Consider the following 24,511-nt stretch of genomic DNA (forward strand, 5'->3'; position numbering starts at 1 on the left):
TCGGCATGCGTAGTGCAATCCTTGGCTTTGTCTTGGGTGCGGCCTGGCTGCAAACGTGCGCTACGCTGCCACAATACTTCACCATCCTGCTGCTCCTGATTGCAGCCTGTGTATTGATTGCACTGGCGCGGTACTCCATCCTGAAGAAATTCAAAATGCCCTTGTTCGTGCTATTCGGCACGGCGCTGGGTTTCGTCTGGGCAGCCTTGTTCGCGCAATTTTATTTATCGCATGAATTGCCGAAGGAGCTGGAAGGCCGGGACATTACCGTGATAGGTACTGTTGCCAGCCTGCCGAATTATTTTGAGCGTGGCGTGCGCTTTAATTTTGCGGTGGAAGACGTGTTGCCAGTAGATGGTGTGGTGCCGACTATACCCGGCAAGCTGGCTTTGTCCTGGTACACCTCCTTCAATCCGGCCGATGCGACGCCGGTCAGCGAGATACATGCCGGTGAGCGCTGGCAACTGACGCTGCGACTGAAGCGTCCGCATGGCAATGCGAATCCATATGGCTTTGATTACGAGCGTTGGTTGCTGGAGCAAAATATCCGTGCCACCGGCTATGTGCGTCCGGATCAAAAAGCCGAGCTCAAGAATCAGCGACTCTCTCCATTTGTGTTTAGCTTCAACAATGTGGTTGAACGCGGTCGCGGCTGGTTGCGCTCGCGTATAGAACGAACGCTGGAGGGCAAGCCTTACGCGGGTGTGATTGTGGCGTTGGTGGTGGGGGATCAGCGTGCGATCAGTCAATCGGATTGGGCCGTATTTAACCGAACCGGTGTTTCGCACCTGATTTCCATTTCTGGTTTGCACATCACCATGATCGCGGCCATGTTTGCCGGTCTGGTCTTTGCATTGTGGCGGCGTTCTTTTTTCACCTCGGCACGACTGCCTTTGTTTTTACCTGCGCAAAAAGCCGCGGCATTGGCAGGTGGCCTGGCGGCGCTGGTGTATGTCTTGCTGGCCGGTGCTGGTGTACCTGCACAGCGTACGCTGTATATGCTGACGGTGGTGGCACTGGCCTTGTGGCACGGTCGGATTACCAACGTCTCTTATGTATTGTGTGTGGCGCTGGGCGTGGTGGTCTTGCTTGATCCGTGGGCGGTGCTGGGGCCAGGCTTCTGGTTATCGTTTGGTGCTGTCGCGGTGATCCTCTACGTCAGCGTAGGACGCGCGCGGCCACCGAGTCAGTCCGCTGGCGCACGCTGGCGTGTCGGTTTGAAGAATGCCGGCTTGACGCAATACGCAGTGACGCTAGGGCTGGTTCCATTCACCGTCCTCTTGTTTGGCCAAGCTTCGCTGGTCAGCCCGATTGCGAATGCAGTGGCGATACCACTGGTTAGTTTCTTTGTGACGCCGCTGGCACTTGCAGGCAGTGTATTGCCCGCGCCTTTGTCTGCCTGGTGTTTAGTGTCAGCGCATTTCCTGGTTGAGATGCTGGCGCAATTGCTGGGCTGGATGAGTAGCTGGCAACTGGCGGTCTGGACGGTACCGATTCCAGGCTGGTGGATGTTTGGGCTGGCCTTGTTCGGCACTCTGTGGATGCTGGCGCCACGCGGCTGGCCGGTGCGTTATCTGGGCGCGTTCGCCTGGCTGCCTTTGCTGCTCAATACTGCCACTCATCCGCGTGCTGGTGAAATGTGGGTGACGGCCTTTGATGTGGGGCAGGGTATGGCCTTACTGGTGGAAACGGAAAAACATCGCCTGCTCTACGATACCGGCCCCGTTTACTCGCCGGAATCGGATGGCGGTAATCGCGTGATCCTGCCTTATCTGCACGCGCGCGGGATTAATCGGCTCGACGCTGTGATGATTTCGCATAGCGATAATGATCATTCAGGCGGCGCTTTATCCATCCTGAAGGAAATAGAAGTTGCGCAGCTGTCGAGTTCCTTGCCGCTCGACCATCCGATAGTCAGTGCCGCGCCATCGCACCAGCGTTGTACGGCCGGGCAGGCCTGGGAGTGGGATGGGGCGCGCTTTGAAGTTTTACACCCGTCACCAGAGAGCTATGACAGCAGCAAGTGGAAGCCGAATGCGCGCAGTTGTACGTTGAAGATCAGCGTGGGTGAGTATGCAGTCCTGTTGCCGGGTGATATAGAGGCGCGGCAGGAAGCTGAGCTGGTCGCAAACCAGGGCGATAATTTGCGTGCCCATATATTGCTGGCACCGCACCATGGCAGTGGTACTTCTTCGACTGAGCCATTTTTGCGTGCCGTTGATCCGCAATACGCGGTATTCCAGGTTGGCTATCGCAACCGTTACCGCCATCCGAAGCAGGAAGTCTACGATCGCTACGGAGCGCTGGGGATCTCGCGTTTGCGCAGCGATGATACCGGCGCGATCAGCCTGCGCTTTGCCCAGCAGATGCAGGTAAGTGACTATCGCAGCGAACATGCGCGCTACTGGTACGGGCGTTGACAGGGCGTTCCGGCGGCGTTGTGATTTTTGTACTTTTGGCGGTTTTGACGGAAAGCCTTATGCCACAAGGTTTTGCCGATGCGAGCTTGCATGCGGCCGGATGGAAACCGGGGAATTTGTTTCACCGGCTTTAAATTCATCTGAAAACCTCGAAGAACCAGGTGGGTTTGCGGTATAATTTGAATTTCCCGCATGTGCCGTTCGGCACCTTCTGTAATGACCAAGTTTGTATTCGTCACTGGCGGCGTTGTGTCTTCCCTGGGTAAAGGGATAGCCGCCGCCTCTCTCGCTGCGATCCTCGAATCGCGCGGCCTCAAAGTCACTCTTCTCAAGCTCGATCCGTATATCAACGTTGATCCAGGCACGATGAGTCCGTTCCAGCACGGTGAAGTCTTCGTTACTGAAGACGGCGCTGAGACCGATCTTGATCTCGGTCACTATGAACGCTTCATCACTGCCAAGATGCGCAAGGTGAATAACTTTACGACTGGCCAGATTTATGAATCCGTAATCCGCAAGGAACGTCGCGGTGAGTATCTGGGCAAGACAGTACAGGTTATTCCGCACATCACCAACGAGATCCAGGATTACATCTATCGTGGCGCTGAAGGTTTTGATGTTGCTCTGGTGGAAATCGGTGGTACGGTCGGCGATATCGAATCGCTGCCTTTCCTTGAAGCTGCCCGTCAGTTGAGCTTGCGTGCTGGCCGTAATGCCGCTGCATTCGTACACCTGACCCTGGTTCCTTACCTGGCGTCTGCCGGTGAACTGAAAACCAAACCGACCCAGCACAGCGTGCAAAAACTGCGTGAAATCGGTATTTCGCCAGACGCCTTGCTGTGCCGCGCGGATCGCCAGATTCCGGACGACGAGCGTGCAAAGATTTCGCTGTTCTCTAACGTGCAGGAAGACGCGGTTATCTCGGTTTGGGATGCCGATACGATTTACAAGATTCCACAAATGCTGCACGACCAGGGCCTGGATCGCATCGTTTGCGAAAAACTCGCCTTGTCGCCGAAACCAGCTGATCTGTCGATCTGGACCAAGCTGGTGCACGCACTGGAAAATCCAAAGGACAGCGTCACCATCGGTATGGTCGGCAAATACGTCGACCTGACCGAGTCGTACAAATCGCTGACCGAAGCGCTGCGTCACGCCGGTATCCATACCGAAAGCCGCGTCAATATCGAATACCTGGATTCGGAAGAAATCGAAGCGACCGGCCCGCAATGCCTGGCCAAGTACGATGCGATCCTGGTACCTGGCGGCTTCGGCAAACGCGGTGTGGAAGGCAAGATTGCGTCCGCTCGTTTTGCCCGCGAAAGCAAAATCCCTTACCTCGGCATCTGCCTCGGCATGCAAGTCGCGCTGATTGAATATGCACGCGATGTAGCAGGCCTGACCAAGGCGAACTCGACCGAGTTTGATCCGGATACCGAACAGCCAGTGGTCGCACTGATCAATGAATGGCAAAACCATGACGGCAAAGTAGAGCGTCGTGATGCCAATTCTGATCTCGGCGGCACCATGCGCCTCGGCGCGCAAACCTGTGCAGTCAAGCCGGGTACGCTGGCAGCAGAAATCTATGGCAATGAAGTGACCGAGCGTCACCGTCATCGCTATGAAGCAAATAACCATTATCTTGGTCGTGTTGAAGATGCGGGCCTGATTGTTTCGGCGCGTACCCCAACCGAGTCCCTGTGTGAAATCATGGAATTGCCACGTACCGCGCATCCTTGGTATGTCGGCGTGCAGTATCACCCTGAGTTCAAGTCAACCCCGCGTGACGGACATCCGTTGTTCATCTCGTTCATCAAGGCGGCGCTGGCACACAAACATGCAGGGCAGGCCAAGAAGTAAAGGGGATTAAACCCTGCAGAGTATCGAAGCAGCTTCCATATTCATACAAACGTTAAAAGAATTTGTAATTTAGGAGAATTAGATGAGTGCAATTGTTGACATCATTGGTCGCGAAGTAATTGATTCACGCGGCAATCCGACCGTTGAATGCGATGTCTTGCTGGAATCCGGTGTCATGGGCCGTGCGGCCGTACCGTCCGGCGCGTCGACCGGTTCGCGCGAAGCAATCGAATTGCGCGATGGCGACAAGAGCCGTTATTTCGGCAAGGGCGTGTTGAAGGCATGTGAGAACATCAACACCGAAATCTCCGAAGCGATCATGGGTCTGGATGCCAATGAACAGGCTTTCCTCGACCGTACCCTGATCGACCTCGACGGTACCGAAAGCAAATCACGCCTGGGCGCAAACGCGACCCTGGCAGTGTCGATGGCAGTTGCCAAGGCAGCCGCTGAAGAATCCGGCTTGCCACTGTACCGCTACTTCGGTGGTTCGGGCGCGATGCAAATGCCTGTGCCTATGATGAACGTCATCAACGGCGGTGCCCACGCAAACAACAATCTGGATTTGCAAGAATTCATGATTATTCCAGTCGGTGCGCCTAGCTTCCGCGAAGCGATCCGCTACGGTGCGGAAGTGTTCCACACCCTGAAAAAAATCATCAATGACAAAGGCTTGCCAACTTCGGTAGGCGATGAAGGTGGTTTCGCTCCTTCGGTGGAAAACCACGAAGCAGCGATCAAACTGATCTTGCAAGCAATCGAACAAGCCGGCTACGAGCCAGGCACGCAAATCGCGTTGGGCCTGGATTGCGCAGCCAGCGAATTCTACAAGGATGGTAAATACAATCTGTCCGGCGAAGGCATGACCTTGTCGAGCGCGGACTTCACCAACCTGCTGGGCACCTGGTGCGACAAATACCCTATCATCTCGATCGAAGACGGCATGGCTGAAAACGATTGGGAAGGCTGGGCAACACTGACCAATGCATTGGGTAAAAAAGTGCAATTGGTTGGCGACGATTTGTTCGTGACCAACACCAAGATCCTGCGTGAAGGCATCCAGAAAAACATCGCCAACTCGATCCTGATCAAGATCAACCAGATCGGTACCCTGACCGAAACTTTCGCTGCGATTGAAATGGCGAAACGTGCAGGTTACACCGCTGTGATCTCGCATCGCTCGGGCGAAACCGAAGATTCGACCATTGCAGATATCGCAGTTGGTACCAATTCGCTGCAGATCAAAACCGGCTCGATGTCGCGTTCGGATCGTATGGCGAAGTACAACCAATTGTTGCGCATAGAAGAAGATCTGGGTGATATCGCGAGCTATCCAGGCCGCGGTGCATTCTACAATTTGAAGTAAGCATGATCCGGTCATGCAGCCTTGCTGTATGACCGGAATTTCCTTGTAGATGTCTGATGCGTCTCATTATTCTTTGCCTCGCAGCGCTGGTAGTGCTGATCCAATTCCCGCTGTGGCTGGGGAAGGGCGGTTGGCTGCGCGTGTGGGACCTCGATCACCAGGTGGTCGCAGCACAGAAAAAGAATGACGAGCTCAAGGCGCGTAACGCCAAACTGAATTCCGAAGTACAGGATTTGAAGGAAGGTACCGGCGCCGTTGAAGAACGCGCCCGTTACGAGCTGGGCATGATCAAGGAAAACGAAGTCTTCGTGCAGATTCTTGATCCTAACAAGAAGTCCACCTTCGTTTCGATTCCCCCGCCTGTCGTAGAACCCAAAGAAAAACGTTGAATGATGCGTGTCGCAGGACACGCATCATATAGCTGGCTTTAGTGCTTGCTCGGGCTGGCCGGGATCAGTGTTTCGACCGGTGCTTCGCTCACGAACAGTTGTGCGCAATCGACCGGGTCAAACTCATAGTGCTGACCGCAGAAGTCGCAGTCTATCGCCAGTTTTCCCATTTCTTCCAACGCCGTTTCCACTTCCGCCTGGCCCAGCATTTTCAGCATGGAGCCGACTTTTTCACGTGTGCAGCTGCACAGGAAGTGTGGATGCTTGGGATCGAAAATGCGTATGTCTTCTTCCCAGAACAGGCGACGCATCACGGTTTCGATATCAGTCGACAACAGCTCCTCGGTGCGCAGCGTGGATGCCAGCATGACAGAGCGATCCCATGGTTCCATCTCTTCGCCGCTGGCCGATTTGATGCCGCCTTCGCCAGGCAATTTCTGCAGCAGCAAGCCACGTGAGACATTGCCATCAGCTGCCAGCCACAGGCGGGTATCCAGCTGTTCCGAACGCATCATATAATTTTCGATGACAGTCGCAACCGACTCGCCATCCAGCGGCACGATGCCCTGGTAGGCCTGCTGGCCTGGCAGTTTGTCTTTCGGGTCCAGTGTAATGACAAAGCGACCGCTGCCGTTCTGGTTGACCAGCTGCGTCAGGGTGGTGTCGTCGGCGATGACTGCAGAGTCAGCCAACTTTGCGGTGGCGCGCATATTCAGGTCGGAGTCGCATTCGACTACCAGCAAACGCAGCGGGCCGTCACCGTGGATTTGCATCACGATGGCACCATTGAATTTTAGGTTGGCAGACAAAAGTGCAGCAGCCGACAGCATTTCGCCGAGTATGGTTTTTACCGCCGCAGGATATTCACGTCGGGCCTGTACATGTTTCCATGTCTCTGAAACATCGACCAGCTCACCGCGTACCGCAGTGTTTTCGAACATGAATTTTTGTAGTGTATCGGTCATGCTTATCCTATCCGTTTCAATTTATCTTTAAATTCACGCGCACGCTCTACATAGCTGTTTGCGATGCGCTGCAAGTTGGCGACATCCGCCTCGTTCAGTGTGCGTATGGCGCGGGCAGGCGCGCCGATGATCAATGAGTTATCCGGGAATTCCTTGCCTTCGGTGACCAGTGCGCCGGCACCGACCAGGCAGTTTTTGCCGATTTTGGCACCGTTGAGGATGATGGCCTGGATTCCAACCAGTGAGCCTTCACCTATGCTGCAGCCATGTATCATCGCCTGATGACCGACGCTGACATTGTCTGCCAGCGTTAGCGGGAAGCCGGGGTCTGCGTGCAGTACCGCGCCTTCCTGCAGATTGCAGTTACGGCCGATGGTGATGTCTTCATTGTCGCCACGTATGGCCACCTGGAACCACACGCTGGAGTTGTCCTTGATGGTCACGCGTCCGACTACGGTGGCGGTATCCGTCACGTAAGCGCTGGTGGCTATGTCAGGGACGTGCTCGCCTAATTGGTAGATGGCCATGTTGTCAGTAAAATAGTAAGGTTTTAATCGTGCCTGACCAGGCTACAAGTCCCGTAGCCGGATCAATCTCCGTAATTGGGGTCGTATTCCCGAATTGGAAGTCCCGCGCCGAATGAATTATGGCAGCCAGCCTGGCTGCGCCAATAAAGCGCTATTTTACGTTACTCACATGCATATTCTCGAATCCACGCCCGGCGCAAACTATGAATTGCGCGCGCTGGCTCTGTATTGGGCCGGGCAGACCGACGCCGCTGCCAAGGCCGCAGGTGTGATCGGATTGGCAAAATCCTGGGCGGCAGGTCAAATCGGACTGAGTCCGGCCGCCTCTTTGCAGGCGCAAGTGAGCATCCCGGGACGCCCGGCCTTGCCCGAGCTGATCTCGCCCAAATTCGTCAAACACCGTTCCATGCGCACGACAGAGGGACGCGCCGCGTTAATCCATGCGCTGACGCATATCGAGTTCAATGCCATCAACCTGGCGCTGGATGCAATCTGGCGCTTTGTCGGTATGCCGGCGGCTTATTATGCGGACTGGCTGCAGGTCGCAGGAGAGGAAGCGCTGCATTTCTCGTTGCTGGCCGGACATTTGCAGGTATTGGGTCATCAATATGGTGATTTCCCCGCACACAACAGTATGTGGGAAATGGCAGACAAAACCAGCAGCGATATCCTGGCGCGCATGGCGCTGGTGCCGCGTACGCTGGAAGCGCGCGGGCTGGATGCCACGCCGCTGACCCGAGCCAAGCTGGCGCAGGCGGGTGACCAGGCTGCGGCAGAGATACTGGATATCATCCTGCGCGACGAGATAGGACACGTGGCAATAGGCAATCACTGGTATAAAGTGCTGTGTGACGAGCGTGGACTTGATCCGGTGACAACGTATGCCGATTTGACCGTACACTACAAAGCACCTGTTTTGCGCGGACCATTCAATCTGGATGCACGGCGGGCGGCCGGTTTTAGTGAGCCGGAGCTGGATGCGCTGCAAGCTGAGCCACGCTAGATTTTCGCTTCACCTGTTGTTTGCATTTGTTACACCCTGTTACTGCATGAATGGAAACTTGGTTCAACGTTCTTAGTCTGATGGAAAGATTGTCGTATCGATAATCGCAATGCGTAGGGATGTTTCTCTGCCAGTGCATTTTGGTTTGAGGCATCTTTTTCGTATCACTTCTAAAAGGGAAAAATCATGAATTCAAGCAAAACTCTCATCTCGCTACTCGCAGCTAGTGTGTTGATCGCAGGATTGGCCGCCTGCCAGAAAAAAGAAGAAGTCAGTGGCGGCCCGGCGGAAACCACCGGCCAGAAGATAGACCAGGCCGCAGCTGCGGCAGGGCAGAAAATAGATGAAGCAGCTGCGAAGGTTAGTGCCGAAGCAGAAAAAGCCAAGGCTGACATTAGCCAGGGCGCTGCCAATATGACAGACGCGGCTGGTAAAAAAGTCGAAGAAGTCGGCGTGAAGATGCAAGACTCCGCTAAAGACAGCACCAGCAAGTAAGCAGTTTTTCCAGCAAGCGCGCCGCCAGTTCTGCTGTCGGCGCGCTTTGTTTGTTTACGCTCGTGCAGTCGTGCGGGCTTAGCCTTACAGTGGCTGGAATGTAAAATGCTTAGTAATCAATTGCAGTATTTGTTGCTCGTTTTACAGAGCTATTTCTATCGACAATTTTTATTGAATTCAGCATGAAGTCTACGCGTTCGGAATGGATCAATATCCGCGGTTTGCAATACCACATACGGCATTGGGGCGAGCCTGACGCGCCTGTCCTGTTCATGCTGCACGGCTGGATGGATGTGTCGGCTTCGTTCCAGTTCCTGGTCGATAGCCTGCAAGGCGAGTGGCATGTGATTGCACCGGATTGGCGCGGTTTTGGTTTGAGCGATCATGCTGCCGGTAACTACTGGTTTCCCGATTACCTGGCAGACCTCGATGCCATCCTGCAGCATTATTCGCCGGAACAGTCCGTCAATTTAGTTGGGCATAGCCTGGGCGCGAACGTCGCTGGTATTTATGCGGGTGTGCGGCCGGAACGGATCGCGCGGTTGATCTTGCTGGAAGGATTCGGTATGCCGGCGACGCGAGCCGAAGATGCGCCAGCACGCTTTGCCAACTGGCTGGATGAGTTGCGTGAACCGCCCGTGTTACGCGACTACGGCAGTTCAGCAGAAGTTGCGCGACGCCTGCAGAAGAATAATCCGCGCCTGAATAATGAACGTGCGGCATTTTTATCTGTCCATTGGGCAGCGCCGGATAAGGATGGACGTTGGGAGTTGCAGGCTGATCCTGCGCATCGATTGTCGAATCCTTATCTGTATCGCATTGATGAAGTGCAGGCTTGCTGGCGCGCGATTACGGCCCCGGTTTTATGGGTGGAAGGCAAGCAGAGTGAATTGCTGGCGCGTTTTGGCGCTGACCCGCGCGCGGTGGTCGATGAGCGGATTGCTTGTATCGCCGATGCCACTGTCGTCCTGCTCGATGATGCGGGGCATATGCTGCAGCATGATCAGCCGGAACAGCTGGCTGCTGCAATGGAACAATTCCTTGTCTGAAGCCGCCTATTCCTTTTTGCTGTGCAGCAAATCACCGCTATCACGCGTACAATCCTTACATGCGCCCATGCTGGCGCAAAACTATTGAATTTGCATGTTAAACGCTGACCTACATTGCCACTCCAACTTTTCTGACGGTACCTTGACGCCGACGGCTCTGGCTGCACGTGCCAAGGCAAATGGCGTCGATGTATGGGCGATGACAGACCATGATGAAGTCGGCGGCCTGGCAGAAGCACGTGCTGCTGCCGCTGCGCTCGATTTGCCGTTTGTCGCGGGTGTAGAAATCTCTATCACCTGGTCTGGACAGACCGTGCATATCGTCGGTTTGCAAATCGACGAAACCAATGAAACCCTGGTGCAGGGTCTGGCGAGTACCCGTGGCGGGCGTGAACCACGCGCGCGTGAAATTGCCGCGCAACTGGAAAAGATAGGTATCAAAGGTGCGTATGAAGGTGCACTCAAATTCGTTGATAATCCTGACCTGATTTCGCGTACCCACTTTGCGCGCTACATCATCGAACAGGGTTTATGCGATAACTTGCATGATGTTTTTGCCAATTACCTGGGCGAGGGCAAGCCGGGTTTTGTCCCGCATCGCTGGGCCAGCCTGCAGAATTCTGTCGATTGGATACGCGCCGCCGGAGGCATCGCCGTGATCGCCCATCCGGGACGTTATAAATTTACTGATCTCGCATTTGACGCCTTGTTTAAGGAATTTAAATCTTTCGGCGGTGTCGGAATCGAAGTGACGACAGGTAGTCATACTGTCGATCAATATGATTTTTATGCGAAGGTTGCCAGGGACTATGATTTCCTCGCTTCGCGTGGTTCCGATTTTCATGGTCCAGGCGAGTCGCGCGTTGACCTGGGCGGCTTGCCGCCGCTGCCAACAGGTGTAAAACCGGTGTGGCATAACTGGGGGTGGTAAATTTTGTGAAGATTTCGTTAAAAACAGTGAGTTACACTATTGAAATTTTCGATTGCGGTCTTATTTAGGAATCGCTCTTAACCCCCTCTGGAGGCTATTGAATGAAACGTATTTTCCTCTTCATCGCGACGAATATTGCAGTTATCGCGGTGATGTCCGTGGTCCTGTCGCTGCTGGGCGTAGATCGCTTTATCTCGCAGGCTGGACTGAACCTGCCGATGTTGCTGGTGTTCTCGCTGGTGGTTGGCTTTACCGGTTCCATCATCTCGCTGCTGATCAGCAAGCCGATGGCCAAGTGGTCGACCGGTGCGCGCGTGATCGATGCGCCATCGTCGAGCACTGAATTGTGGCTGGTCGATACCGTCGGCAAGCTGTCACAGCGTGCGGGTATCCGCATGCCGGAGGTCGCTGTTTATGATGGTGAACCGAATGCATTCGCGACTGGCGCTTTTCGTGATTCCGCTCTGGTTGCGGTGTCGACCGGTCTGCTGCAAAGCATGACGAAGGAAGAAGTGGAAGCTGTGCTCGCACATGAAGTGGCTCACGTTGCCAATGGCGACATGGTGACCATGACGCTGGTGCAAGGCGTGGTCAATACTTTCGTGGTGTTCCTGTCGCGTGTGGTTGGCTACTTTGTTGATCGTGCGATTTCGCGCGACAACAATAACAGCCAGGGCATCGGTTATACGATTACCGTCATTGTGTCGCAAATCGTATTTGGTATTGCTGCCTCGGTGATCGTTGCATGGTTCTCGCGTCATCGTGAATACCGTGCGGATGCAGGTGCTGCCAAATTGCTGGGTAGCCCGCAACCGATGATGAAAGCGTTGGCACGTTTGGGCGGGATCGAGCCGACCAGCTTGCCGGAAGGTCTGGCTTCGCTGGGTATCAACGATAAGCCTGGATTCGCTGCCTTGTTCTCCAGCCATCCGCCTATCGAAGATCGTATTGCTGCGTTGCGTAACCTGCGATAGTCTTTAACAAAGGAAGACACGGCGGCGGTGGCTAAAAAAGCTGCCGCCGCCCTTATTATTTTATGAGCCAATTTTTTCAAATCCATCCTGACAATCCGCAAGCGCGATTGATCAGCCAGGCGGTGCAAATCATCCGGGACGGTGGCATTGTCGCCTTGCCGACTGATTCCTGTTACGCGCTGGTTTGTCATCTCGACGACAAGGACGCCGTGGCGCGCCTGCGTCGCATACGTAATGTCGATGACAAGCATCACCTGACGCTGCTGTGCCGCGACCTGAGCGAGATTTCGCTGTACGCCAAAGTGGATAATCAGCAGTACCGTTTGCTGAAAGCGGCGACGCCGGGTGCTTATACTTTCATCCTCGAAGCGACCAAGGAAGTGCCGCGTCGCCTGAGTCATCCATCGCGCAAAACCATAGGTTTGCGCGTACCGGAAAACCGTATCGTGCATGCCTTGCTGGAAGAGTTGGCGCAGCCTTTGCTGGGCACCACGCTGATCCTGCCGGGTGAAGATGAGCCGCTGACCGATCCGGAAGAGGTACGTGACCGCCTGAACAAAGTAGTGGACCTGGTGATCGATGGTGGTGCCTGCAGTTTTGAGCCGACTACCGTGATCGACCTGACCAGCGGTGAACCTGTATTGCAGCGCCAGGGGCGCGGCGATGTTGCACTGTTTGGTCTGTAATGAGAACGCATCTCACGGATATTGGTGAAATGAGTTCTAACCTTTCCCCTCGCGCTTGTCGGCTCTGACCGGCAGGCGCGTCTTGTATGCCGCCATGCTAGTCCTGAGGGGGTATATATCCGATTGCTTACGCCGTTGTCATAAACGACGGCATCCCCTCTGATAAAATTCTGCCGATGAACGATCTTATTCAAACCTTTTCCGTTTATGCATTGCCTATCGTATTCGCGATTACCTTGCATGAAGCTGCGCATGCCTACGCTGCCAAATACTTCGGTGACACCACTGCTTACGCGCAAGGGCGCATGAGCATGAACCCGATCAAGCACATCGATCCTATCGGTACCTTGCTGATACCTATCGTGCTGTATTTCGCTGGTAGTCCTTTCCTGTTTGGTTACGCGAAACCGGTGCCGGTCAACTTCGGCAATTTGCGCAATCCGAAGAAGCAGATGGCTTTCGTTGCGCTGGCGGGGCCGGCGGCTAACCTGGTGATGGCACTGATGTGGATGTTGCTGGCGGTGTTCCTGCATGCCTTCGGCTCGACTGAAGAATTCCTGATGCGCATGGCGCAGGCCGGTATCCTGACCAACCTGGTGATTTTCGCGTTTAATCTGTTCCCGATTCCACCGCTGGACGGTGGTCGCATCATGACCAGCCTGCTGCCGAATAAATATGCGTACAAGTTTGCGCAGTTGGAGCCCTATGGTTTCTTCATCGTGCTGGCGCTGGTCTTTTTGAAGGTGCTGCATTTCTGGATGGTGCCGGTCATGACGATTGCCGAGACCGGTTTGCTGCTGTTGATTTCCCCGATTACTTTTTTACTGAACTGAGTTCGCGTGTCACAACCATCGATGATGCAGATGCCAGGCACTAACGCACATAATGCAATGGACAGGGCTTCGGCCTGGGTCACTCGCTTTGCGCCGCTGATTCCGGCTGGCGAGGTCTTGGATCTGGCTTGCGGAGCAGGGCGTCATAGTCGGCTGCTGGCGCAGCACGGACATCCGGTACTGGCAGTCGACCGGAATGAGGAAGCGTTGGCTTTGGCTGCCGGTTCTGGCATTCAAACCATGCAAGTCGATCTGGAAACCGCAGAGCCTGCCAAAACCTGGCCGTTTGTCGCTGACAGGTTCGCTGGCATCGTCGTCACCAACTATCTGCATCGCCCACTCTGGGGCAGCATGGTCGCCAGCCTGGCGGACCAGGGCGTGCTGATTTACGAAACCTTCGCGCTGGGGAATGAGCAATTTGGCAAGCCGTCCAATCCTGACTTCCTGCTGGCGCATGGGGAATTGCTGGAAGTTGCGCGTCTATATGACCTGCAAGTGGTGGCTTATGAGGATGGGTATCTGGATGAGCCCAAACCGGCGATGGTACAAAGAATTTGCCTAATTAAGGCCAATAAGGGTCTGAAAGCCACTAATTTGCGCTTAAATTGAGCTTCTATTCTTTGCAAGAGCACACCACATAAGCGGGCGATCCGCTACAATCTAATATTCTCCAATTTTTTCGCTCACACACTATTATGATTCAGGGCAGCTTAGTCGCAATCGTTACTCCCATGCACGCCGACGGTACACTCGATATTCCGGGCCTGCGTAAATTGATTGATTGGCATATCGCAGAAGGTACGGACGGCATCGTGATCGTCGGTACTACCGGCGAATCGCCAACAGTCTCAGTTGAAGAACATTGCGAGCTGGTCCGCGTCACTGTAGAACATACCGCCAAGCGCGTTCCTGTCATCGCCGGTACCGGTGGTAACTCGACCTCAGAAGCCATTGAACTGACCCAGTTCGCCAAGGATGTAGGCGCGGATGCGTCGCTGCAAGTTGTACCTTATTACAACCGTCCTACCCAAGAGGGTATGTATCAGCACTTCAAGAAAATCGCGGAAGCGGTTGACCTGCCTGTGATCCTGTACAACGTCCCTGGCCGTACCGTAGCGGATATGTCGAACGACACTATCCTGCGTTTGTCCAAAGTACCAGGCATCATCGGCGTCAAGGATGCGACCGGCAACATCGGTCGCGGCACTGAATTGCTGCGCCTGGTGCGCAAGGATTTCGCGGTGTATTCGGGTGACGATGCAACGGCTATGGCCCTGATGTTCTGTGGTGCCAAAGGCAATATTTCGGTCACTGCCAACGTCGCACCACGCGCAATGCATCAATTATGCGATGCAGCGGTGAACCAGCGCGTTGCTGAAGCGGTCGAAATCAACAACAAAATGATTCCTTTGCACACCAAGCTGTTCATCGAACCGAATCCGGTACCTGTCAAATGGGCGATGGCTGAGATGGGTTTGATTCCATCCGGCATGCGTTTGCCTATCGTGCCGCTGGCTGCAGAGTTTCACGAAACAGTGCGTGCCGCGCTGCGTGAATCGGGCGTATTACAATAAGCCCGCTCAATAAGCCTTGATGTGGCGTTCGCAGCCGAAGTTGCCAGCTGAACCAGCTTTTTAAGTATTCAACATAATTACTCGGAAGATTTCTTACATGGCTCAAAGTAGCTTCGCAAAACGTGGAATGATTTACCTGCTCGCGCTCACTGGTGGTCTGGCTGGATGCAGCTCCATCAATTCGATCCTCGAGCCAGGACGCATCGACTACAAAAGCGAGGTGAAAAAGACACCTACGCTGGAAATTCCTCCTGATCTGACCCAGTTGCAACGTGAAAACCGTTACGCCTTGCCGGATGCAAACCGTGGTACTGCCACTGCTTCTTCGTACAACGCGCAACAGACGACACGTCCGGCTGAGCAGGCCGCGACTGTCGCGCCCAAGGCTTTCAACGATATCCGCGTAGAGCGCGATGGTTCGCAACGCTGGCTGGTCGTCAACCAGGCACCTGAAGTCCTGTGGCCTAAGGTCAAGGATTTCTGGCAGGACAACGGCTTCCTGATCAATCTGGAGGCGCCACAATCCGGCGTGATGGAAACCGACTGGGCTGAAAACCGCGCCAAGATCCCGCAAGACTTCATCCGCTCGACCCTGGGCAAAGTATTTGATTCGCTGTACTCGACCGGTGAGCGTGACAAGTTCCGTACCCGTCTGGAACGCGGTGCGAACGGCACCACCGAAATTTACATCAGCCATCGTGGCGCAGAAGAAGTCCTGACTGGTACCGACAAGGAAACCACAGTGTGGACTGCGCGTGCTTCCGATCCTGACCTGGAAGCAGAATTTCTGTCGCGCCTGATGGTTGCGCTGGGCGCTGAAGATACGCGTGCCAAGGCAGCTGTTGCCAACGTGGTAGCGCAATCTTCGCGCGCCAAGCTGGTGAAAGCACCTAGCGGCAATTACGTGCAGGTAGACGAAAGCTTTGAACGTGCATGGCGTCGTGTCGGCCTGGCACTGGATCGCGTCGGCTTCACAGTCGAAGACCGTGATCGCAGCCAGGGTCTGTACTTCGTACGCTATGTCGACCAGGGCGACGATGCGAAAAACACCGAGAAAAAAGGTTTCTTCGGCAATCTGTTCACCTTCGGTTCTTCCAAGGCAGAGAAGGATAAAGCAGCAGCGCGCTATCGCGTCGCCATCAAGAGCTCCGGCGACACCAGCCAGATCACTGTGCTGAACAGTGAAGGCAAGCTGGAATCGTCGAAAACAGGCGAACGCATCCTGAGCCTGTTGAACGAGCAACTGAAGTAATTTGTAGTAATGCCTGCTGACGAGGCCTGCGCATGAAATTTGCCAGCCTCGGCAGTGGCAGTGAAGGAAACGCTTTACTCATTTCTACCCAATCCGGCAGCTCGCGTACTACGCTGATGCTGGATTGCGGCTTCGGTATCAAGGAAACCGAAAGACGTCTGGCCAGATTGCAGATGCTCCCGACGGATCTTTCCGGCATCATCGTTACCCACGAACACCAGGACCATGTAGGCGGCGTATTCAAGTTTGCTCGCAGGCACAAGCTGCCAGTCTGGCTGACTTATGGCACTTACCAGGCGGTGCACGATAAGTGCGACGGCGTACAGCTGCATTTCTGTCGTGACAGTGAGCGCTTTGCGATAGGTGACCTGGAGCTGTCGCCTTATACCGTACCGCACGATGCCCGTGAGCCGGTGCAATATGTCGCCAGTGACGGCGCAAGCAGGCTAGGAGTGCTGACTGATGCCGGACATGGCACCGCGCATATGATAGCTGCGCTGGACGCCTGTGATGCCCTGATGCTGGAATGTAATCATGACCGGCAAATGCTGATCAATTCCACTTACCCACCTTCACTCAAGCAGCGCATAGGCGGCGAGTACGGCCATCTGTCGAACCATGCGGCGGGTGAGATTCTGGCAGCACTGGACAAGTCACGGTTGCAGCGGATCGTTGGTGCGCATCTCAGCCTGAAAAACAATACGCCGGAACTGGCGCGGGCGGCTTTGACCGGGGTGGTGGCAGATAGCGCCGAAGTAATGATTGCGTGCCAGGAAGAGGGCTTTGGCTGGGTGGAAGTCACGCTACCCTGAGTGCCGCGATGGAAATGCGGCAACTCACCTCAGTGCGACTTTAATCGCGAATGCTGCAGGCATAAAAAAACCGACCCGAGGGTCGGCTTTCTCATCCAGAAACTGGATTAATTACTTAGCTGCTGGTGCTTCAGCTGGAGCTGCTGCAGGAGCTGCTGGAGCTTCAGTTGCTGGAGCAGCTGGAGCTTCTGCTGCTGGAGCAGCTGCTGGTGCTGCTGGAGCTTCTGCTGCTGGAGCAGCTGCAGGTGCTTCAGTTGCTGCTGGTGCTGCAGGAGCTTCTTCTTTTTTGCTGCAAGCGGTCAAAGCAATAGCCAACAGGGATGCGATCAGCAAGGATTTTGTCATGATTATCTTTCAATAACTAGGTTGATATTAATTTGCGATGAATAATTACCGGTAATTATCGCTCTATAGGGTGCTTCGTAGTATTTCGAACCATAATGTTGCGGTGCGATGAAACGAAACCTTCCTAACCGGTAATTATAGCGCTTCTTTTTGTTTGTGACACAACACTTTTACATTTTGGTAAGTGCTAGTTTGTAACAAAATATGAATGGATTATGACGTGATTTGTCATCATCCCAGCAGTAACCAGCCGTCTTTGTGCCATGTGTGCAGCGCATCGATGACATCAGCAGAAGCCGAACTGATAAGCGTTCCACTGAGCGATCTTACATTCGCCAGTTCTTTCAAAACTGCCAAATCCTCGTCTCCGACTTCGAACGAAGTACCGTTAATGAAGACATAATTGCTGCGATGCAGCATAAGACTTTTCCGAGAAAGCTTGATGCCGTTTTTCTTTGCACTTTGCAGGAAGCGGGCACGCGTCAGGTTTTCTTCCGGTGCGTCGAAGTAGATCTGCGCTTTGGGTTCGGACAAATACTCGCCGACAAAGAGTGCGATGTCTTCCTGCGTAAAGCGCACCTTGTTCAATTCGGCGGCGATACGCGACAGCATTGCGCTGCTGATTTCCGCGGGCTGCTTGGCTGGCTTCAGATCAGGGTCGGCATAGCGACCCGGCAGGTCTATGGTGTCTATCATAGACTCCAGGAAGGCTTCACCCAGCTCTTGATAGGACGGCGCGCGGAAACCGATAGAGTAGGTCATGCATTCGTCCATTGCCACACCTTCGTGCGCATACTGCGGTGGCAGGTAGAGCATGTCGCCGGGAGCGAGGATGAACTCTTCTTCGGGCTGGAAGTTCTTCAGGATCTTCAAGGGCATGCCGTCGACCAGCGTGAGGTCGGTTTGTGCGCCTATGCGCCAGCGCCGGTGGCCATGCGCCTGCAACAGGAATACGTCGTAGGAGTCGAAATGCGCGCCGACACCACCGGTTTCGGTGGCATAGCTGATCATGAGGTCATCCAGGCGCGCATCTGGGATAAAACTGAATTCGCGCATTAGTGCATCGACCGCTTCGTCATGCAAATTGACGCCTTGTACCAGCAAAGTCCAGTCTTTTTGCGTCAACGGCGGCATCTTCTCAAACGGGCCGTTGTCCATATTCCATACCCGTTTGACATGTGTAATCAGACGCGATTCGACATCTTCGCTTTGCACCAGCTCGAACAGTTCGTCGCGTGTCAGCAGCGGCTGGAAATCGGGGATGGCCTGGCGGATCAATAATGGCTTTTTGTGCCAGTAGTCGCGGAGGAATTCTGCGGCGGTCAGTCCGCCTAGTAAGGTCAATTTTTTCATGGCGCCATTATATATGGCTGCAGTATTTGCCCGGCATACAGAGTTGCCGTGTCACAGAATAAGTGCACGAGTATAATTGCGCCCATATTTAATGAAAGGATCATCATGAAGATTGCCAAGAATACGGTCGTGACCGTGGAATACAAATTGTCAGACGCGCAAGGCGATTTGATTGAAGAAGGCCGTGAGCCTATGGTGTACCTGCACGGCGGCTATGAAAATACCCTGCCTAAGATCGAAGAAGCGCTGGAAGGCAAGGAAGCTGGCTTTGAAGACACGATCCAGGTTGAGCCGGAAGATGCTTTTGGTGAATACGATGCCAACCTGGTCAAGATCGAGCCACGCAACCGCCTGCCGGAACCACTGGAAGTAGGCATGCAGTTTGAAGGTTCGCCGGAAGCGGAAGATGAAGATGAGCAACCACTGATCTTTACCGTGACCGACATCGCTGACGACAAGGTTGTGCTTGATGGCAATCACCCGTTGGCAGGCATGGCACTGCGCTTCACACTGAAAGTGACCGAAGTACGCGCTGCGACTGAAGAAGAAATTGCACATGAGCATGTACACGGTGCACATGGTCACCACCACGGTGACGAGGATGACGAAGGCGAAGCCGGCGATCATTTCCGCAGCCATCCTATCCACTAATAGCTGAATTTGCTGTCCGGTGAAACGGGCGCATAAAAAACGGATGCCGAGGCATCCGTTTTTTATTGGTCGCGCACTATATCGTTTAGTGACGCGCCGCTTGTACCGTGATCGGATTGATTAGTGTGAACAGGTCAGCAGACGCCGGATTGACGTGAATCTTGCGCCATGGTGGTTCTACCCGCAACGCGCCTATATTGCCGCGCCAGCTGATGCCTTTCGGTGATGGTGTTGCGCGCGTGTTGTAATCGCTGTGCACGATCAGTATCTTGCCGTGGTACTTGTCGGCGAAAGCCAGTATCTGGCGTCTCAGATCAGCAAAACCCTCACGCTTGCCGGAAGAGAACATCGATGAATGTTCGGCCTGCAGCAAAGGATTGCCATCGCAAAAAATCACCACGCCATCGACCTTGCCGATTTTTGCCGTGATGAACAGTCGTTTCAGCCAGTCGCTATTCGCGGTCTGGCGGTCTTCGAATTCAGTATTGTGACCGGCTGCATACTGGTAGTTATTGTTATTCGCCGGGACATTGATGGTGGCAAACATTACATCGCCGATACGCCAGCGCATATTCTCGGCATAGCTGCGGAATTGCGGCATGGTGGACTGACGTACCAATGGGATCTTGCTGTCGCCGAGTGAAAGATCCTCGCTGAACAGCAGGTCACGTAAACGGTTCATGCGGTCTGTTGCGATCAAACGATTTTTGCTGTTGACGCAGCGTGTCCAGTCATAGCCACTGACGGCGACGACTACGCCATTCTTCGCGCTGTCCAGCAGTGTCTTGCGGTTGCGATAGAGACTGTCGCTACACGGTTCTTCTGCTGCCTTGATGCCGCTGGCGACCACGAAGGCGAGGTTGTCGGCATCGCTCTCGGTAATTGCTTCACGCAGCACGGTTTCGCTATCACTGGCCTTGACCGGTTTCGCGATCACGCCGAAGCTGAATGGCGTCGCGTCGCTCGCATGCACCCATACCGGATGCAGGAGTGCGATGCAGAGCAGCAATGGTGTGGCGACGAGTTTCATGCAGTTATTTACTGATTGCTCAGTTCTTTCAGACGATACAGCGCATCCAGTGCTTCACGTGGCGACAAGGCATCCGGATTGATGGCAGCGATGGCTTCATCCACAGCCGAAGGCGCTTGCGGCTCAGGTTCGCTTTCTATGGCACCTGCAGTACTGCCGCCGCTGGCGAACAAGTCAAATTGTGGCGTCGCCTGCATCGAGTTCGCTTCCAGCGATGCCAGATGTTTGCGTGCAGCACGTATAACTTGCTGCGGCACACCGGCCAGTTGCGCCACTTGCAAGCCATAGCTTTGCGAAGCAGGTCCGGCTTGTACTGCATGTAAGAACACAATACTGTCTTTATGTTCCACTGCCGACAAATGGACGTTGGCCGCCGTCGGGTGGACTTCCGGCAACTGTGTCAGTTCGAAATAGTGGGTGGCGAACAGCGTAAAGCTCTTCGTATTGTCGATCAGGTGTTTGGCAATAGCCCAGGCTAGTGCCAGGCCGTCAAAGGTCGAGGTGCCGCGACCAACCTCATCCATCAGTACCAGTGAGTTCTCTGTCGCACCATTCAGGATGGCGGCCGACTCGGTCATTTCAACCATAAAGGTGGAACGTCCGCCGGCCAGGTCATCAGCAGCACCGATACGGGTAAAGATACGGTCGATAGGGCCGATCACAGCGCTGGTAGCCGGTACGAAGCTGCCGACATAAGCGAGCAGGGTGATCAGGGCGACCTGACGCATATAAGTCGATTTACCGCCCATGTTAGGGCCGGTGATCAGCAGCAACTTGCATTCGCTGGAGAGCAGGCAATCATTGGCGATGAACCGTTCTATATGGTTTTCAACGACAGGGTGGCGACCTTGTTCTATCGTGATGGTCGGCTCGCTGACCAGTTGCGGTGCGCACCAGTTATGGCGCAATGCATGTACGGTAAGGGCGACCAGCGCATCCAGTTGCGCCAGCGCATGCGCGATGTTCTGCAGCGTGGCGATATGCTGCGTCATTTGCAGCAATACCTGTTCGTACAAATACTTCTCACGTGCCAATGCACGTTCCTGTGCCGACAGCGCCTTGTCTTCAAATGCTTTCAGTTCAGGCGTGATGTAACGCTCGGCATTTTTCAGGGTCTGACGACGGCGATAGTCGTCCGGCACTTTATCGGTCTGGCCATGTGTGACTTCGATGTAGAAGCCATGCACCTTGTTGTACTCAACGCGCAGATTGCTAATGCCGGTGCGCGCACGCTCGCGGGTTTCTAGGTCGATCAGGAATTGCCCGGCGTTTTCCGACAGGCCGCGCAATTCATCCAGCTCCGCGTCAAAGCCACGTGCGATCACGCCACCATCGCGCACCATGGCCGCTGGCTCCATCGCGATTGCGCGTTCGACCAGGTCCAGGCAATCGCTGGGTGTTGCGAGTGCCTCGTGTATGGTCTTCAGCAAGGGGGCATCGGCATTGCACATTGATACATAAGCGCGCAGCGACGGTAGCTGCTGCAGGCCGCCGCGCATGCCAGCGAGGTCGCGCGGACGCGCCGACATCAGTGCGATGCGGGTGGTGATGCGTTCAACGTCAGGTACTGAAGCCAGCGTAGAGGCGAGGCCGCTGCAGGCATCGGCATGCATCAGCGCATTGATGGCGGTATGACGTGCGATTGCCACGCTTTGATCACGACGTGCATGATGCAGCCAGTGTCGCAACAGGCGTGAACCCATCGCGGTACGGCAGTGATCGAGCAGGGAGAACAGCGTGGCAGCATTCGTATCCTGTCCGCGTATGGTTTCCGTCAGTTCCAGATTGCGACGCGTGGCGGCGTCGAGGCCGATGAATTCATTCTCGGTTTCTACCGTCAGCATACGTACATGCTGCAAGCCTTTGCCTTGGGTAGATTGCGCGTAACGCAGCAAGGCACCGGCGGCACCGATAGCGGCGCTCAGGTTCTCCGCGCCGAAGCCGGTTAGTGTGCCCACATTCAGTTGTTCGTATAAAGCCTTGGTGCCGTGTGCGATATCGAAGTGCCAGTCAGGCACAGTCGTGTTCTTGGCAAACGCGTATTCATTGAACAAATCATTGACCGCTCCAGAGACCAGGATTTCTGCCGGTGCGATGCGTTCGAGTTCATGTTTCAGGCGTGTATCTGCATTTTGCGCATCGGTCGCGAATTCCATCAGCTTCAATGCGCCACTCGCCATCGACAGCCAAGCCAGCCCTATGGTAGTGGTCTTGCGTTGTGTGGTGCTGTATAGCGCGAGCAGGGGCTGTTCTGATTTTTCCGGCAGCAGGTCGGAATCGGTCAGGGTACCCGGCGTGATCACGCGCAAGACTTTGCGCTCTACCGGACCTTTGCTGGTCGCCGGATCGCCTATCTGTTCGCAGATGGCGATGGACTCACCCAGTTTTACCAGCTTGGATAAATACTGATCAACTGCATGGAAAGGCACACCCGCCATTTTGATCGGGTTGCCGTTGGAGGAGCCGCGCTGGGTCAGTGTGATGCCGAGCAGACGCGACGCTTTTTCCGCATCGTCGAAGAACAGTTCATAGAAATCGCCCATACGGTAAAACACCAGGGTGGTCGGGTACTCGGCCTTGATGCGTAAATACTGCTGCATCATCGGAGTATGTTTTTCGCTGACCTCTGGTGTTTGAGGCTTGATGGTTTTCATATGCTTGATGTCATGTAAATGCGGTGTGCGGAAGGCGAGGAAAACAGCCGATCATTGTACGAGAATGCTAGGCTGCGCATGAGCTATATCGCCGCTTCCCTTGATACATTCAGAGATTTCGGCGACTCGCATCTCTGCAAGCCGCGTACTGGTCGCTTAGGCGTAAGTGACGACCAGTTCTTCCAGCCCGTCTACATGCCCTACCAATTTGTCTCCGCGCTGCACCGGGCCGACGCCAGCCGGAGTGCCGGACATGATCAGGTCGCCTGGACGCAGCGTGATCATATTGGACAGGTAGGCGATTGTTTCGGGTACGTTCCAGATCAGGTCAGCGAGGTCACCTTTTTGTTTCAATTCACCATTGATCTTGAGCCAGACCGCGCCTTTGCTTGGATGACCGATTTGCGTGACCGGCGTGATGCCAGTGCAGGGAGCTGAATTGTCGAAGGCTTTGCCCATTTCCCATGGGCGTCCCATTTTCTTGGCGATGCCTTGTATGTCGCGGCGTGTCATGTCCAGCCCTACGCCGTAACCAAATACGTGATCCAGTGCCTGTTCGACTGGGATATTCGCACCGCCACGTCCGATAGCCACGATCATTTCGATTTCGTGGTGTAAATCCTGAGTCAGTGTCGGATATGGGATGGTGGCATGGTTGGCCGCGATAGCATCAGCAGGCTTCATGAAGAAAAATGGCGGTTCGCGATCAGGATCGTGGCCCATTTCACGGGCATGCTCAGCGTAGTTGCGACCGACGCAGTAGATGCGTCCGACCGGGAACGGCTTGTCACTCCCGCTCACGGGTAAAGTCGTGATTGGCGGGAAATCAATTGCGTAATCCATCGTATTTGTTCCTGATGTTTAATGGGGGATTGCTTGCAGGGCATCCGCTGAACCAGCGTGGCGTTCACCCGGGAGGGAAGGAGGGCGTGAGCAAGAGCGAACATGATAAATTTTAAATGCGTCAAAATCAACTGAATGAGCGGCAAAGCCGCGCCATGCCAGCGTGTTTCCGTTTTCGGTATGATGCACTTTTCCTTTCCCGCAGGAGTGTATGTATGGATGCAAGCAGTCGTAGTGAAGCAGACGTTGCAGCGAAGCTGGGAGCAATGCGTTATTTGCTCATCATGCTGATCCAGCGACTGGACGCGAACCTGCAGGTGAAGACTGCGGATTTGATGGCTGGCGTGCAGGCCGATTGGGCTGCGCTCGCACCAGATATTGCCGAAGGGCAGTTACTTGATCAGGTATTCAGGGAAACCTTGGATATCCTGCAAATTGCCGCAGGCGGCAAGCGCGATATGCCTGCTTAGAGAAGGATGTAGTTCAGGATACGACAGGA

Annotated in this window: 24 protein-coding genes; 17 read left to right on the top strand and 7 right to left on the bottom strand. The window is 54.6% G+C overall.

Translation table 11 applies throughout. The features are described from left to right. Positions 1–5: 5 nt before the first annotated feature. The 4 genes from IXC47_RS04705 (at position 6) to ftsB (ending at position 6,035) form a co-directional block, all read left to right on the top strand. Positions 6–2,420 (top strand): DNA internalization-related competence protein ComEC/Rec2, encoded by a 2,415-nt coding sequence (locus IXC47_RS04705; protein ID WP_195874869.1) that lies wholly within the window; start codon positions 6–8, stop codon positions 2,418–2,420. A gap of 216 nt (positions 2,421–2,636) precedes the next feature. Further along, positions 2,637–4,280 (top strand): CTP synthase, encoded by a 1,644-nt coding sequence (locus IXC47_RS04710; RefSeq protein WP_175626529.1) that lies wholly within the window; start codon positions 2,637–2,639, stop codon positions 4,278–4,280. Positions 4,281–4,362: 82 nt separating this feature from the next. After that, positions 4,363–5,646 carry a phosphopyruvate hydratase gene (gene eno / locus IXC47_RS04715; RefSeq protein ID WP_124575206.1) on the top strand — a complete coding sequence of 428 codons (1,284 nt, stop codon included), beginning with the start codon at positions 4,363–4,365 and terminating at the stop codon, positions 5,644–5,646. A gap of 56 nt (positions 5,647–5,702) precedes the next feature. After that, positions 5,703–6,035: a cell division protein FtsB gene (ftsB, locus tag IXC47_RS04720; protein WP_012079128.1), complete on the top strand. Its 333-nt coding sequence runs from the start codon at positions 5,703–5,705 to the stop codon at positions 6,033–6,035. 38 nt (positions 6,036–6,073) lie between these two features. Here the strand turns inward: ftsB and hslO are convergent, their stop codons facing one another. Further along, positions 6,074–7,000, bottom strand: coding sequence for an Hsp33 family molecular chaperone HslO (gene hslO / locus IXC47_RS04725; protein WP_175626530.1), 927 nt, complete (start codon positions 6,998–7,000; stop codon positions 6,074–6,076). A gap of 2 nt (positions 7,001–7,002) precedes the next feature. Continuing rightward, a complete protein-coding gene (locus IXC47_RS04730; protein WP_175626531.1) occupies positions 7,003–7,527 on the bottom strand; it encodes a gamma carbonic anhydrase family protein in 525 nt (174 codons plus the stop codon). 169 nt (positions 7,528–7,696) lie between these two features. Here IXC47_RS04730 and IXC47_RS04735 point away from each other — a divergent pair, with 169 nt between their 5' ends. The 11 genes from IXC47_RS04735 to IXC47_RS04785 all read left to right on the top strand — a co-directional run bounded on the left by IXC47_RS04735 (position 7,697) and on the right by IXC47_RS04785 (position 17,136). Beyond that, positions 7,697–8,530: a ferritin-like domain-containing protein gene (locus IXC47_RS04735; RefSeq protein WP_175626532.1), complete on the top strand. Its 834-nt coding sequence runs from the start codon at positions 7,697–7,699 to the stop codon at positions 8,528–8,530. A gap of 186 nt (positions 8,531–8,716) precedes the next feature. Next, a complete protein-coding gene (locus tag IXC47_RS04740; RefSeq protein WP_175626533.1) occupies positions 8,717–9,025 on the top strand; it encodes a hypothetical protein in 309 nt (102 codons plus the stop codon). A gap of 182 nt (positions 9,026–9,207) precedes the next feature. Beyond that, the gene (locus tag IXC47_RS04745; protein WP_175626534.1) at positions 9,208–10,074 is read left to right on the top strand and encodes an alpha/beta fold hydrolase; all 867 of its coding nucleotides are present in this window, start codon (positions 9,208–9,210) and stop codon (positions 10,072–10,074) included. A gap of 94 nt (positions 10,075–10,168) precedes the next feature. After that, positions 10,169–11,005 carry a 3',5'-nucleoside bisphosphate phosphatase gene (locus IXC47_RS04750; protein ID WP_175626535.1) on the top strand — a complete coding sequence of 279 codons (837 nt, stop codon included), beginning with the start codon at positions 10,169–10,171 and terminating at the stop codon, positions 11,003–11,005. Between the two features lie 101 nt (positions 11,006–11,106). Continuing rightward, positions 11,107–11,979, top strand: a complete 873-nt coding sequence (gene htpX / locus IXC47_RS04755; RefSeq protein WP_175626536.1) for a protease HtpX — start codon at positions 11,107–11,109, stop codon at positions 11,977–11,979. A 62-nt stretch (positions 11,980–12,041) separates the two neighbouring features. Continuing rightward, positions 12,042–12,665, top strand: coding sequence for an L-threonylcarbamoyladenylate synthase (locus tag IXC47_RS04760; protein ID WP_175626537.1), 624 nt, complete (start codon positions 12,042–12,044; stop codon positions 12,663–12,665). Positions 12,666–12,841: 176 nt separating this feature from the next. Then, entirely contained in the window at positions 12,842–13,498 is a 657-nt protein-coding gene (locus IXC47_RS04765; protein ID WP_195874870.1) for a site-2 protease family protein, read from the top strand. Positions 13,499–13,528: 30 nt separating this feature from the next. Next, entirely contained in the window at positions 13,529–14,107 is a 579-nt protein-coding gene (locus IXC47_RS04770; RefSeq protein ID WP_195875075.1) for a class I SAM-dependent methyltransferase, read from the top strand. Between the two features lie 86 nt (positions 14,108–14,193). After that, positions 14,194–15,072: a 4-hydroxy-tetrahydrodipicolinate synthase gene (dapA, locus tag IXC47_RS04775; RefSeq protein WP_175626539.1), complete on the top strand. Its 879-nt coding sequence runs from the start codon at positions 14,194–14,196 to the stop codon at positions 15,070–15,072. A 127-nt stretch (positions 15,073–15,199) separates the two neighbouring features. Continuing rightward, positions 15,200–16,324: an outer membrane protein assembly factor BamC gene (bamC, locus tag IXC47_RS04780; RefSeq protein WP_230089403.1), complete on the top strand. Its 1,125-nt coding sequence runs from the start codon at positions 15,200–15,202 to the stop codon at positions 16,322–16,324. A 32-nt stretch (positions 16,325–16,356) separates the two neighbouring features. Further along, a complete protein-coding gene (locus IXC47_RS04785) occupies positions 16,357–17,136 on the top strand; it encodes an MBL fold metallo-hydrolase (protein ID WP_195874872.1) in 780 nt (259 codons plus the stop codon). A gap of 111 nt (positions 17,137–17,247) precedes the next feature. Here IXC47_RS04785 and IXC47_RS19565 read toward each other — a convergent pair whose 3' ends face one another. Together IXC47_RS19565 and IXC47_RS04795 are read right to left on the bottom strand one after the other, a co-directional pair. Continuing rightward, positions 17,248–17,481 (bottom strand): hypothetical protein, encoded by a 234-nt coding sequence (locus IXC47_RS19565; RefSeq protein WP_124575193.1) that lies wholly within the window; start codon positions 17,479–17,481, stop codon positions 17,248–17,250. A 231-nt stretch (positions 17,482–17,712) separates the two neighbouring features. Then, positions 17,713–18,834, bottom strand: a complete 1,122-nt coding sequence (locus tag IXC47_RS04795) for a cupin domain-containing protein (RefSeq protein WP_195874874.1) — start codon at positions 18,832–18,834, stop codon at positions 17,713–17,715. A 105-nt stretch (positions 18,835–18,939) separates the two neighbouring features. On the opposite strand from IXC47_RS04795, the gene IXC47_RS04800 reads away from it, so the two are divergent. Continuing rightward, positions 18,940–19,485 carry an FKBP-type peptidyl-prolyl cis-trans isomerase gene (locus tag IXC47_RS04800; protein WP_175626544.1) on the top strand — a complete coding sequence of 182 codons (546 nt, stop codon included), beginning with the start codon at positions 18,940–18,942 and terminating at the stop codon, positions 19,483–19,485. 85 nt (positions 19,486–19,570) lie between these two features. On the opposite strand, the gene IXC47_RS04805 is transcribed toward IXC47_RS04800, so the two are convergent. From IXC47_RS04805 to IXC47_RS04815, 3 genes are all read right to left on the bottom strand, one after another. Next, positions 19,571–20,515, bottom strand: a complete 945-nt coding sequence (locus IXC47_RS04805) for a hypothetical protein (protein ID WP_195874875.1) — start codon at positions 20,513–20,515, stop codon at positions 19,571–19,573. An 8-nt stretch (positions 20,516–20,523) separates the two neighbouring features. Beyond that, complete coding sequence (gene mutS / locus IXC47_RS04810) at positions 20,524–23,169, bottom strand: DNA mismatch repair protein MutS (RefSeq protein WP_195874876.1); 2,646 nt, start codon at positions 23,167–23,169, stop codon at positions 20,524–20,526. A gap of 156 nt (positions 23,170–23,325) precedes the next feature. After that, complete coding sequence (locus IXC47_RS04815) at positions 23,326–24,012, bottom strand: fumarylacetoacetate hydrolase family protein (protein ID WP_195874877.1); 687 nt, start codon at positions 24,010–24,012, stop codon at positions 23,326–23,328. 215 nt (positions 24,013–24,227) lie between these two features. On the opposite strand from IXC47_RS04815, the gene IXC47_RS04820 reads away from it, so the two are divergent. After that, positions 24,228–24,482 carry a hypothetical protein gene (locus IXC47_RS04820; RefSeq protein WP_175626548.1) on the top strand — a complete coding sequence of 85 codons (255 nt, stop codon included), beginning with the start codon at positions 24,228–24,230 and terminating at the stop codon, positions 24,480–24,482. Positions 24,483–24,511 lie beyond the last annotated feature (29 nt).

The organism is Herminiimonas contaminans, assembly GCF_015645465.1.
GTDB classification, from domain to species: domain Bacteria; phylum Pseudomonadota; class Gammaproteobacteria; order Burkholderiales; family Burkholderiaceae_D; genus Oxalicibacterium; species Oxalicibacterium contaminans.

What these genes read in the sequence shown, in the direction of transcription:
- IXC47_RS04705 (WP_195874869.1), top strand. Translation starts at nt 6, where the DNA reads ATGCGTAGTGCAATCCTTGGCTTTGTCTTGGGTGCGGCCTGGCTGCAA.
- IXC47_RS19565 (WP_124575193.1), bottom strand. Translation starts at nt 17,481, where the DNA reads ATGACAAAATCCTTGCTGATCGCATCCCTGTTGGCTATTGCTTTGACC.
- IXC47_RS04800 (WP_175626544.1), top strand. Translation starts at nt 18,940, where the DNA reads ATGAAGATTGCCAAGAATACGGTCGTGACCGTGGAATACAAATTGTCA.
- IXC47_RS04805 (WP_195874875.1), bottom strand. Translation starts at nt 20,515, where the DNA reads ATGAAACTCGTCGCCACACCATTGCTGCTCTGCATCGCACTCCTGCAT.
- dapA (WP_175626539.1), top strand. Translation starts at nt 14,194, where the DNA reads ATGATTCAGGGCAGCTTAGTCGCAATCGTTACTCCCATGCACGCCGAC.
- ftsB (WP_012079128.1), top strand. Translation starts at nt 5,703, where the DNA reads ATGCGTCTCATTATTCTTTGCCTCGCAGCGCTGGTAGTGCTGATCCAA.
- IXC47_RS04750 (WP_175626535.1), top strand. Translation starts at nt 10,169, where the DNA reads ATGTTAAACGCTGACCTACATTGCCACTCCAACTTTTCTGACGGTACC.
- IXC47_RS04740 (WP_175626533.1), top strand. Translation starts at nt 8,717, where the DNA reads ATGAATTCAAGCAAAACTCTCATCTCGCTACTCGCAGCTAGTGTGTTG.
- IXC47_RS04815 (WP_195874877.1), bottom strand. Translation starts at nt 24,012, where the DNA reads ATGGATTACGCAATTGATTTCCCGCCAATCACGACTTTACCCGTGAGC.
- eno (WP_124575206.1), top strand. Translation starts at nt 4,363, where the DNA reads ATGAGTGCAATTGTTGACATCATTGGTCGCGAAGTAATTGATTCACGC.
- IXC47_RS04765 (WP_195874870.1), top strand. Translation starts at nt 12,842, where the DNA reads ATGAACGATCTTATTCAAACCTTTTCCGTTTATGCATTGCCTATCGTA.
- mutS (WP_195874876.1), bottom strand. Translation starts at nt 23,169, where the DNA reads ATGAAAACCATCAAGCCTCAAACACCAGAGGTCAGCGAAAAACATACT.
- IXC47_RS04820 (WP_175626548.1), top strand. Translation starts at nt 24,228, where the DNA reads ATGGATGCAAGCAGTCGTAGTGAAGCAGACGTTGCAGCGAAGCTGGGA.
- IXC47_RS04795 (WP_195874874.1), bottom strand. Translation starts at nt 18,834, where the DNA reads ATGAAAAAATTGACCTTACTAGGCGGACTGACCGCCGCAGAATTCCTC.
- IXC47_RS04735 (WP_175626532.1), top strand. Translation starts at nt 7,697, where the DNA reads ATGCATATTCTCGAATCCACGCCCGGCGCAAACTATGAATTGCGCGCG.
- IXC47_RS04785 (WP_195874872.1), top strand. Translation starts at nt 16,357, where the DNA reads ATGAAATTTGCCAGCCTCGGCAGTGGCAGTGAAGGAAACGCTTTACTC.
- htpX (WP_175626536.1), top strand. Translation starts at nt 11,107, where the DNA reads ATGAAACGTATTTTCCTCTTCATCGCGACGAATATTGCAGTTATCGCG.
- hslO (WP_175626530.1), bottom strand. Translation starts at nt 7,000, where the DNA reads ATGACCGATACACTACAAAAATTCATGTTCGAAAACACTGCGGTACGC.
- IXC47_RS04710 (WP_175626529.1), top strand. Translation starts at nt 2,637, where the DNA reads ATGACCAAGTTTGTATTCGTCACTGGCGGCGTTGTGTCTTCCCTGGGT.
- IXC47_RS04760 (WP_175626537.1), top strand. Translation starts at nt 12,042, where the DNA reads ATGAGCCAATTTTTTCAAATCCATCCTGACAATCCGCAAGCGCGATTG.
- IXC47_RS04730 (WP_175626531.1), bottom strand. Translation starts at nt 7,527, where the DNA reads ATGGCCATCTACCAATTAGGCGAGCACGTCCCTGACATAGCCACCAGC.
- bamC (WP_230089403.1), top strand. Translation starts at nt 15,200, where the DNA reads ATGATTTACCTGCTCGCGCTCACTGGTGGTCTGGCTGGATGCAGCTCC.
- IXC47_RS04770 (WP_195875075.1), top strand. Translation starts at nt 13,529, where the DNA reads ATGCCAGGCACTAACGCACATAATGCAATGGACAGGGCTTCGGCCTGG.
- IXC47_RS04745 (WP_175626534.1), top strand. Translation starts at nt 9,208, where the DNA reads ATGAAGTCTACGCGTTCGGAATGGATCAATATCCGCGGTTTGCAATAC.